Here is an 8758-nt window from a genome sequence, read left to right as displayed (position 1 = left end):
GGCTGCTCCCGCAGCCGAAGCGCCCGCAACTGCTCCGGCACCAGCCGCCCCAGCACCTGCCGTGGTGGAAGCAGCACCGGCTCCTGCGCCGGCGACGCCGCCCGTTGCAGGCGTGACCGAGCCCAAGATCGTCGTCGAGGCGGTCGAGATCGACGGCAGCAAGATCTTTGTCGCCGGTCTCGCCGATGCCGGCCGCAAGGTGCGCGCCTATGCCAACGACATCCTGCTCGGTGATGCGCAAACGTCGACGGATGGTCATTTCCTGGTCGAGGCGGCGCGCGACATTCCGGTCGGCAGCTACACAATACGTGTCGACGGCCTCGATACCGACGGTGTGACAGTTGTGGCCCGCGCAGCCGTGCCGTTCGAGCGCGAGCCGGGCGAAGCGGTCGCCGCCGTGGCACCCTCGGCGCCGAAGCCCGTTCAGCCCAAGCCGGCCGCACCTGCCGCCGCCGAGGCGCCGGCCGCGGCCGGGACGGCTCCGGCCACCACGCCTGCTCCCGCCACCGAGGCTCCGGCCGTTGTGGCGGAGGCGACGCCGCCGAGCGACGTGCCCGAGACCGTGGCGCCCAAGCTTGAACATGCCGACGGCGCCGTCATCATCCGCCGCAACGACACGCTGTGGCGGATCTCGCGGCGCGTCTATGGCCATGGCGTGCGCTTCTCGACCATCTACCTCGCCAACCAAGACCAGATCAGCGATCCCGACCGCATCTGGCCGGGGCAGGTGTTCAAGGTCCCGGAAAAGTCGAAGGAAGGCGAAGCCGCCGACCTCAAGGCGATGGGCGAGCAGGCAACGACAGCGCCGGCCAAGACGCAGTAGGGTTGGCGATTGGCCAATCTCCCTCCTTGAGGGGGAGGTGGCAGGCCAGAGGGGTCGTCGCGCGTGAAGCGCCGACCTTCTCTTTTCTCCAAACGACGTCGCGTCAGGACGCACCGACCCCCTCTGTCACCTTTGGTGACATCTCCCCCTCAAGGGGGGAGATTAGGTCGCTCTACCCATCGGGGTAGCTTGCCGCAGACCTGCTCATCGTCTATCGCCGATGGACGATGACTGATTCCCTTATGGAAACAAACGCACCTGGCTGCACCCCGGACAGCCGAGCCGTTGCCACCCGGCTGGCAGCACTTTCGCACCCGGCTCGGATCGAAATCCTGAAATACTTGTCCGCAAGCAACTCCTGCTACTGCCGCGAAGTCGTCGATCGGTTCGATCTGGCGCAGTCCACCGTGTCACAACATCTGAAAATACTGGTCGAAGCCGGGCTGGTTCGCTTCGAGCCCGATCGCCAGCGTTCGCGCTATGCGATCGACCGTGCCGCGCTCGCCGATGTTTCTGCATCGGTGGCCGCCCTCGTCAATTCCTGCTGCTCCGGCCGCTGAAAATAAGAAGAAGGCGCCAAAAATGGCCGAAAAAACCGTCTCCGACTCCTCGACCTTCAAGACGCTGCTCAATTTGTGGCCCTATATGTGGCCGGCGGATCGCGCCGATCTGAGAGCCCGGGTCACCTGGGCGACGCTGTTGCTCGTCGTCGCCAAGCTGACGCTGGTCGCCGGTCCCTATTTCTTCAAATGGGCAACGGACGCGCTGGCCGGCGACTCCAAATCGGTGCCACCGCTGCCGACATTTCTGCTGGCGCCGGTCATGCTGGTCGTCGCCTACAATGTCGTGCGCCTGGTGCAGCTTGGCTTCAATCAGCTGCGCGACGCGCTGTTTGCACGCGTCGGCCAATACGCGGTGCGCCAGCTCGCCTTCCGCACCTTCGTTCACATGCACCAACTATCGCTGCGCTTCCACTTGGAGCGTCGCACCGGCGGCCTGTCGCGCATCATCGAGCGCGGCACCAAGGGCATCGAGACGATCGTGCGCTTCATCATGCTCAACACGGCGCCGACCATCCTCGAATTCGCGCTGACCACCGGCATCTTCGCCTACACCTATGGCTGGAAATATGTGGTCGTCGTCGCGGTCACCGTCTGGGTCTATGTCTGGTTCACGGTGCGCGCCAGCGACTGGCGCATCTCGATCCGCCGCGACATGAACGACAGCGACACCGACGCCAACACCAAGGCGATCGACTCGCTGCTCAATTACGAAACGGTCAAATATTTCAACAACGAAAGCATGGAAGCCGAGCGCTTCGACCGCTCCATGGCACGCTACGAGGTCGCCGCGACGCGCATCTGGACCTCGCTCGGCTGGCTGAATTTCGGCCAGGGCATCATCTTCGGCCTCGGCACCGTCATCGTCATGTGCATGTCGGCGCTTGAAGTGCAGGCCGGCACGCAGACGGTCGGTGACTTCGTCTTCATCAACGCCATGCTGATGCAGCTGTCGGTGCCGCTCAATTTCATCGGCTTCATCTACCGCGAAATCCGCCAGGGGCTGACCGACATCGAGCAGATGTTCGACCTTCTGGATGTGCCGCAGGAGATCGTCGACAAGCCGGATGCCAGGCCGCTCGCCGTGAGCGCCGGCAAGGTCGAGTTCCGCGACGTGCATTTTTCCTATGACCCGAACCGCAAGATCCTGAAGGGCATCAGCTTCGAGGTGCCGGCCGGCAAGACCGTCGCCATTGTCGGGCCTTCGGGTGCCGGCAAATCGACCATCTCGCGGCTTCTGTTCCGCTTTTACGACGTTCAGTCCGGCCAGGTGTTGATCGACGGCCAGGATATCAGGGACGTGACGCAGGAGAGCCTGCGTGGCGCGATCGGCATGGTGCCGCAGGACACCGTGCTGTTCAACGACACCATCGCCTACAACATCCGCTACGGCCGCATCGGAGCCAGCGAGGAGGACATGCAGAAAGCCGCTGAACTAGCCCAGATCGGTCCGTTCATCGAGCGATTGCCTGACGGCTACAAGTCGATGGTCGGCGAACGCGGGCTGAAGCTTTCGGGCGGCGAAAAGCAGCGCGTGGCGATCGCCCGCACCATCCTGAAGGCGCCGCCGATCCTGATGCTCGACGAAGCGACCTCGGCGCTCGACAGTCACACCGAGCAGGAGATCCAGGCCGCGCTCGATCTGGTCAGCCGTGGCCGCACCACCATCGTCATCGCCCACCGCCTGTCGACGGTAATCACGGCCGATGAGATCATCGTGCTGCAGGACGGCCAGATCGCCGAGCGCGGCACCCATGCCGAGCTGATGCGCAAGCATGGCCTCTACGCCTCGATGTGGGACCGCCAGCGCGAGGCGACCGAGGCCGAGGAGCGCCTACGCATCGCCCGCGAGGGCGACGAGCTTGGCGTTGTCGTTCGTCGGCGAACGTCGGAGGTGAATTGAAAGTTCGGCGCATGACCTGATTTTTGCGCTTGACCTCAACATAAGTTGAGATTGTAGGCCGTTCCTGGAGCCCAAAAAACACCATGATCCAGGAACGGAGAAATCGAAATGAGCAAGACAAATCAGAGCGTTGACGGCCGCAGCGTGTTCAGGGTGGACAAGTTCGTCGTGCCTGCCGCCGCCCGCGAGGAGATACTCGCCAAGGTCAGGACAACGCATGAATTGCTGCGCCTGCAGCAGGGGTTCGTGCAGGATTTCCTGCTCGAGCAATTCTCAGGGCCGGGCGAGTTCAACCTTGTGACCATCGTCGAATGGGAAAGCCAGGCAGCCATCGACAACGTCGTGCCGATCGTCAAGGCCGCGCACGAGCGCATCGCTTTCAACCCGCACGAGACGATCGCCCGGCTCGGCGTGCGCGCCGACATCGCCAACTATCAGCGGGTTCCGGGGCTTTAGAAAAGCCGTTACGGCAAACCGATGCCAGGTGCCGGCGCTTCGACGCTGAATATGGCATTCCCCATTGTTGCGTTGCGGCGAGGGGGGCTTTCGGCTATTGAGGCCCCACCTGAAACGGAGCCCGTTTACACCCGATGAGCCTTGTCGATACGGTCAAGAACGCATTCGTACCGATCCATCGCGAAGGCTATCCCTTCATCGCGGCCTTTGGCGCGGCGACGCTTTTCCTCGGCTATTTCTCCTCGATCCTGTTCTGGATCGGTCTGATCCTGACGGCCTGGTGCGTTTATTTCTTCCGCGATCCCGAGCGCGTCACGCCGGTCGATGACCGCCTGGTGGTCAGCCCCGCCGACGGCATCATCTCGGCGGTCGGACCCGCCGTGCCGCCGCGCGAACTCGGCCTCGGCAATGCAGAGATGACCCGGATCTCGGTGTTCATGAACGTCTTCTCCTGCCACGTGAACCGCGCCCCGGTGCGCGGCCGTATTGCGAAAATCGAGCACCGGCCGGGCAAATTCCTCAATGCCGAACTCGACAAGGCAAGCACCGAGAACGAGCGCAACGGCCTGGTCATCGAGAGCCCCAACGGCACGGTCGCGGCCGTCCAGATCGCCGGCCTGGTGGCGCGCCGCATCGTCTGTTGGGCCGAGGCCGGCGGCTCAATCGGCACTGGCGAGCGTTTCGGCCTGATCCGCTTCGGCTCGCGTGTCGATGTGTTCCTGCCCCTGACCGCCACGCCGCGCGTTGCCGTCGGCCAGACGGCGGTTGGCGGCGAAACCGTGCTGGCCGAATTCGGCGGTGTTGCCGGCACGCCTCTTGTTCGGGTTTCCTGACCGGTGGGCACGCAATACAAAAAGTTCGAGGCCCATGCCAGCGGCGGTCCGCGCATCCGCGAAATCCCGATGCGCATGGTGCTGCCCAATCTGGTCACCGTGCTCGCCATCTGCGCCGGCCTGTCCGGCATCCGCTTCGGCTTCGAAGGCCGCTTCGAGCCGGCGGTGGTGATGGTGCTGCTTGCCGCCTTCCTCGACGGCATCGACGGCCGTCTGGCGCGGATGTTGAAGGCGACCTCCAAATTCGGCGCTCAGATGGATTCGCTGGCCGACATCGTCAATTTCGGCGTGGCGCCGGCTCTGGTGCTCTATGCCTTCCTGCTCGACCGCGCCGGCTCGCCGGGCTGGATCGCGGCACTGCTGTTCGCCATCGCCTGCGGGTTGCGCCTCGCCCGTTTCAACGTGCTCGACGACGAGAAGGGCGATCGCCCCATATGGCAGTCCGAATATTTCGTCGGCGTGCCGGCGCCGGCGGGCGCCGTGCTGGTGATGCTGCCGCTCTATCTCTATTTCCTGCGCACAGGGCTGGAGCCCAGTCGCCCCGCCGCCTTCGTCGCCACCGGCTTCACCATCCTGGTCGCCTTCCTGCTGGTCAGCCGGCTGCCGGTCTATTCCGGCAAGAGCCTAAGGATCCCGGGCGACAGGGTGTTGCCGATCATCCTCGGTGTCGTACTCTACGTGCTCCTGCTGATGACCTATCCCTGGTACACGCTGACCGCCTCGGTCGCCGGCTACCTGATCTTCCTGCCATTCAGCGTGCGCGCCTATTCGAAGCGCGCCAAGCGCGAGGGCGAGAAAGTGCCGCCCTCCGATATAGGTTAGAAAATTCGCAGAAGTGCTTGATCTGACTCAGGCCGCGACGCCGAGCCCCAGCCTGTCGATCGCCAATTTCCTCGTCGACACATAGTCGGTCTTGCCGGAACCCAGCACCGGGATTTCCTCCACCTTGACGATGTCGTTCGGCACCATCAGTTCGGCGGCGCCCGCCTGTTTGCCGAATTTGCGCAGCTCGTCGGGATTGGCATCGTCGGCGGTGGTGACCAGCACGATGCGCTCGCCGCGTCTCTTGTCCGGCACCGCCACAGCCGCGTGGCGCTCCTCCGGCCACAGCGACTGCACCAGCATCTCGACCGCCCCCAGCGACACCATCTCGCCGGCGATCTTGGCGAAGCGCTTGGCGCGGCCGCGAATGGTGATGAAGCCCTCGCGGTCGACGGCGACGATGTCGCCGGTATCGTGCCAGCCGGTCAGCGGCTGCAACTCACCGGGGCGGTCCGACGTCATGTAGCCCATCATCAGGTTCGGCCCGTCGAGCCACAATTGGCCGGCGTCGGAGATGCCCTCGACCGGCTCCAGCTTCATGCGCATGGCAGGCAGCAGCCGGCCGACCGTGCCGTCGCGGCCATGGATTGCCGTGTTGACGGCAACCACCGGTGCCGCCTCGGTCAGCCCGAAACCTTCGATGATCTCGGCCTGGAAGCGCTCGCGATAGACGCGGCGGGTTTCCGGCTTCACCGCCTCGGCGCCGGCGACGACGAAGCGCAGGCTGGAAAAATCGCCGTCCTTGGCGGTGCGCGCATAGTTGGCGAGGAACGTGTCGGTGCCGAACATAATGGTCGGCTTCACCTTGCGCGCCACCTCGGGGATGATCTTGTAGTGCAGCGGCGAGGGGTAGAGGAACAGCTTTACCCCGGTGACCAGCGGCAGGATGGTGCCGCCCGTCAGGCCGAAGGAGTGGAACACCGGCAGCACGTTGAGCAGGATGTCGGCCGGCGAGATGGTGATCCGCGCCTCGGCCTGCATGGCGTTGGCGTACAGGTTCTTGTGCGACAGCACGACCGCCTTCGGCGTGCCTTCCGAGCCCGAAGTAAACAGAATCACGGCCGGCTTGGCCGCATCCTGCCGCTGCAGCGGCCAGCGCCACAGCAGAGCGGCGGCAAGCTTGTCCAGCGCGGTAACGCTCTCCCGCACATCCTCCAGCCACAGCAGCTTGGCGCCGCCTTTTTCGACCGCCGCGACGATATCGGCCAGATCGGCCTTCTCGACGAATGCGCGGGAGGAAATCACGGTCCTTATCACCGCCGTGCGCACGGCCGCGGTGACGCTCGCCGGTCCGGCCGTATAGTTGATCATCGCCGCCACCCGGCCGGCCGACAGAAGGCCGGTGAGCGACAGCACGACGCCGTTGGCATTGGGCAGCATCACGCCGACCGCCTCGCCCGGAGCCGTCACCGCCTCAAAGCGCCTGCCCAGGACGCGGGCGCCGATGAACAGCTTGCGGTAGGTCAGCGCCCCGGAGATCACGTCCTCGATGATGGTATGCGAAGCGCCGACGCGGTCGGCGGCATCGCGCATGGCCAGGAACAGGCCACGATCGAGGTTGGTGCCGAAGAGCCGCGCCTCGGCGACACGGTCGAACAGCGCGTTGGTGTTCGAGGCCTGATCGGGGTTCCGCGCCACCAGTTCGGCGATGGTCATAGGTTCCAGCACGCTGATCGACAGCTGCGGAAACCAGTGTCGTGGCGCCTTGTCCGCGGGTGTCAGCGACACCGGCAGGCCGCGCGCGCCGCCGACGAAGATCGGCACGATCTTGGCATCGGCCTGCATGGCGATGCGGGTGACGGCACGAAACAACCGAAACATCTTGACGTCAGGCTCGACCGCATCCGGCAGATAGACGGCGAGCCGGCCCTTGCCCCTCAGCACGCGCACCAGCCGGCGGCTGACGAAGAGATGTTCGGCGTTGAAAGCGATGGTACGGCCAAGCTCGCGCCAAAGTTCAAGCCACGGCGAGCGCGCCGAGGCCTCGTCGAGTATGTGCAGTGTGTCTTCCGGCAGCAGCGACAGCATCAGCGCCGGTTCGAAGCGCGATTGATGCGAGATGACGTAGATGACTGGAGCCTGCGCCTGGCGGGCGATCCTGATACGGCTGTCGGCGATCCGGTAGGCGAGCTTGAACGGCACATAGAGCAGCGCCTGGGTAAAGCGCAGGCCGAGGCGGAATATTTCCACCACGCCGATCAGCAGCCAGGCCAGAACAAGACCCGCAAGCAGCGCCAGTGTCAGGACCATGCCGCGTCTCTCCCAACATTCTTAGCATCTCGGCTCTTTTGCGGCCGCTTCGGCCAGAACCTAGACGATGTGGGAGGAAGGTCAATGCGGAGCTTTTGCTTCCCTGGTGCGGGAAGCTGCTTGTCATGCCGCCTGCAGCCGTCCACTGATGAAACGAAATTCCTGCGTCTTGCCGCCATAGCCGTAAGCGGCTGCCGGCACTTCATGTACGAAGGCGTAGCTCTCCTCGTGCACGCCGCCCAGCAGACGGCCGAAGGCCGCGAAGATCGCCTTCAGATAGGCCTCCAGCTCAAGCTTGGTGTTGGTGCCGTCGACCACCTTGATATCAAGCCAGAACGTGTTGGTGCCGTGCTCGGCCAGCGACTTGCCGCCGGCGAACCAGTGCTGCGGATCGACATAGGACACGGCAACTGCCGTGATCGTCGGATCCTTGCGCAGCTGCGTGGCGGTGATTTCGGTAGCCTCCTCTGCGATGCGAGCGGAAAGCGCCGCGTCAGGCTTGCCGGTGACGCTGATGTTGATAATGGGCATTTTCTTCTCCTTGGCTTGAGCGGCGTCCGATCGCCGTTGAAACAACCATGCCACCACCTTTAGATCAAAAAAATCGAATTGTTTTTAACTGAAGCTTCGATAATATCGAAGTATGGAAACGCTGGATCCCGATCTGCTCCGAACCTTCCTTGCTTTCGTCGACAGCGGCTCGCTGGCCCAGGCGGCTGCAAGCGTCGGCCGTTCGCCCTCGGCGGTGACCACCCAGATGCAGCGGCTGGAAGAAATCGTCGGCGAGCCGCTGCTGGCGCCGCAAGGGCGAGGGCGCGGCTTGACCCCTGCAGGCGAAGACCTCGTCGGCCATGCCAGGCGGATCCTTGCCGCCCATCGCGAGGCCTGGCTGGCGCTCAAGGGCGCGCGCGCTGCCGGACGCGTCGCCATCGGCACTACGCAGGATTTCGCCGACAGCGGCCTGCCGGATCTGCTGCGTGCCTTCGCCGTCAGTCATCCGCGCGTCAGGATCGAACTGCGGGTCGGCCGCTCCGCCGAACTGGCGCAGGCGCTGCAGTCTGGCGGCCTCGATCTGGCGATCGTCATGCGCCAGGCGGCGGCGCCGGACGAA

9 protein-coding genes are annotated in these 8758 nt (G+C 64.5%); 7 read left to right on the top strand and 2 right to left on the bottom strand.

The genetic code is table 11. The features are described 5' to 3' along the window. The 6 genes from EN964_RS15790 to EN964_RS15765 form a co-directional block, all read left to right on the top strand. Positions 1 to 823 (top strand): LysM peptidoglycan-binding domain-containing protein (locus EN964_RS15790; protein ID WP_164775832.1); only part of this gene is annotated, 823 nt, incomplete at its 5' end. 227 nt (positions 824 to 1050) lie between these two features. Further along, positions 1051 to 1383 (top strand): helix-turn-helix transcriptional regulator, encoded by a 333-nt coding sequence (locus EN964_RS15785; RefSeq protein WP_127268240.1) that lies wholly within the window; start codon positions 1051 to 1053, stop codon positions 1381 to 1383. 22 nt (positions 1384 to 1405) lie between these two features. Further along, positions 1406 to 3286, top strand: a complete 1881-nt coding sequence (locus tag EN964_RS15780; RefSeq protein WP_127268239.1) for an ABC transporter ATP-binding protein/permease — start codon at positions 1406 to 1408, stop codon at positions 3284 to 3286. Positions 3287 to 3394: 108 nt separating this feature from the next. Then, a complete protein-coding gene (locus tag EN964_RS15775; RefSeq protein ID WP_127268238.1) occupies positions 3395 to 3742 on the top strand; it encodes an antibiotic biosynthesis monooxygenase in 348 nt (115 codons plus the stop codon). Positions 3743 to 3876: 134 nt separating this feature from the next. Then, a complete protein-coding gene (locus EN964_RS15770) occupies positions 3877 to 4575 on the top strand; it encodes a phosphatidylserine decarboxylase (RefSeq protein ID WP_127268237.1) in 699 nt (232 codons plus the stop codon). A 3-nt stretch (positions 4576 to 4578) separates the two neighbouring features. Continuing rightward, entirely contained in the window at positions 4579 to 5397 is an 819-nt protein-coding gene (locus EN964_RS15765; RefSeq protein WP_127268236.1) for a phosphatidylcholine/phosphatidylserine synthase, read from the top strand. A gap of 27 nt (positions 5398 to 5424) precedes the next feature. On the opposite strand, the gene EN964_RS15760 is transcribed toward EN964_RS15765, so the two are convergent. Further along, positions 5425 to 7647 carry an AMP-binding protein gene (locus EN964_RS15760; protein ID WP_127272460.1) on the bottom strand — a complete coding sequence of 741 codons (2223 nt, stop codon included), beginning with the start codon at positions 7645 to 7647 and terminating at the stop codon, positions 5425 to 5427. 123 nt (positions 7648 to 7770) lie between these two features. Further along, positions 7771 to 8178: a 4-oxalocrotonate tautomerase family protein gene (locus EN964_RS15755; protein ID WP_127271318.1), complete on the bottom strand. Its 408-nt coding sequence runs from the start codon at positions 8176 to 8178 to the stop codon at positions 7771 to 7773. Positions 8179 to 8290: 112 nt separating this feature from the next. Between EN964_RS15755 and EN964_RS15750 the strand changes: the two genes are divergently transcribed. Next, a partial coding sequence (locus tag EN964_RS15750) for a LysR family transcriptional regulator (protein ID WP_127276521.1) occupies positions 8291 to 8758 on the top strand: 468 nt, incomplete at its 3' end.

Source organism: Mesorhizobium sp. M7A.F.Ca.CA.001.10.2.1 (assembly GCF_003998575.1).
Classification (GTDB): Bacteria; Pseudomonadota; Alphaproteobacteria; order Rhizobiales; family Rhizobiaceae; genus Mesorhizobium.
Note: the sequence above shows the minus strand (reverse complement) of the source record. Positions and strands in the feature narration are given on the sequence as shown.

What these genes read in the sequence shown, in the direction of transcription:
- EN964_RS15785 (WP_127268240.1), top strand. Translation starts at nt 1,051, where the DNA reads ATGACTGATTCCCTTATGGAAACAAACGCACCTGGCTGCACCCCGGAC.
- EN964_RS15780 (WP_127268239.1), top strand. Translation starts at nt 1,406, where the DNA reads ATGGCCGAAAAAACCGTCTCCGACTCCTCGACCTTCAAGACGCTGCTC.
- EN964_RS15775 (WP_127268238.1), top strand. Translation starts at nt 3,395, where the DNA reads ATGAGCAAGACAAATCAGAGCGTTGACGGCCGCAGCGTGTTCAGGGTG.
- EN964_RS15770 (WP_127268237.1), top strand. Translation starts at nt 3,877, where the DNA reads ATGAGCCTTGTCGATACGGTCAAGAACGCATTCGTACCGATCCATCGC.
- EN964_RS15760 (WP_127272460.1), bottom strand. Translation starts at nt 7,647, where the DNA reads ATGGTCCTGACACTGGCGCTGCTTGCGGGTCTTGTTCTGGCCTGGCTG.
- EN964_RS15755 (WP_127271318.1), bottom strand. Translation starts at nt 8,178, where the DNA reads ATGCCCATTATCAACATCAGCGTCACCGGCAAGCCTGACGCGGCGCTT.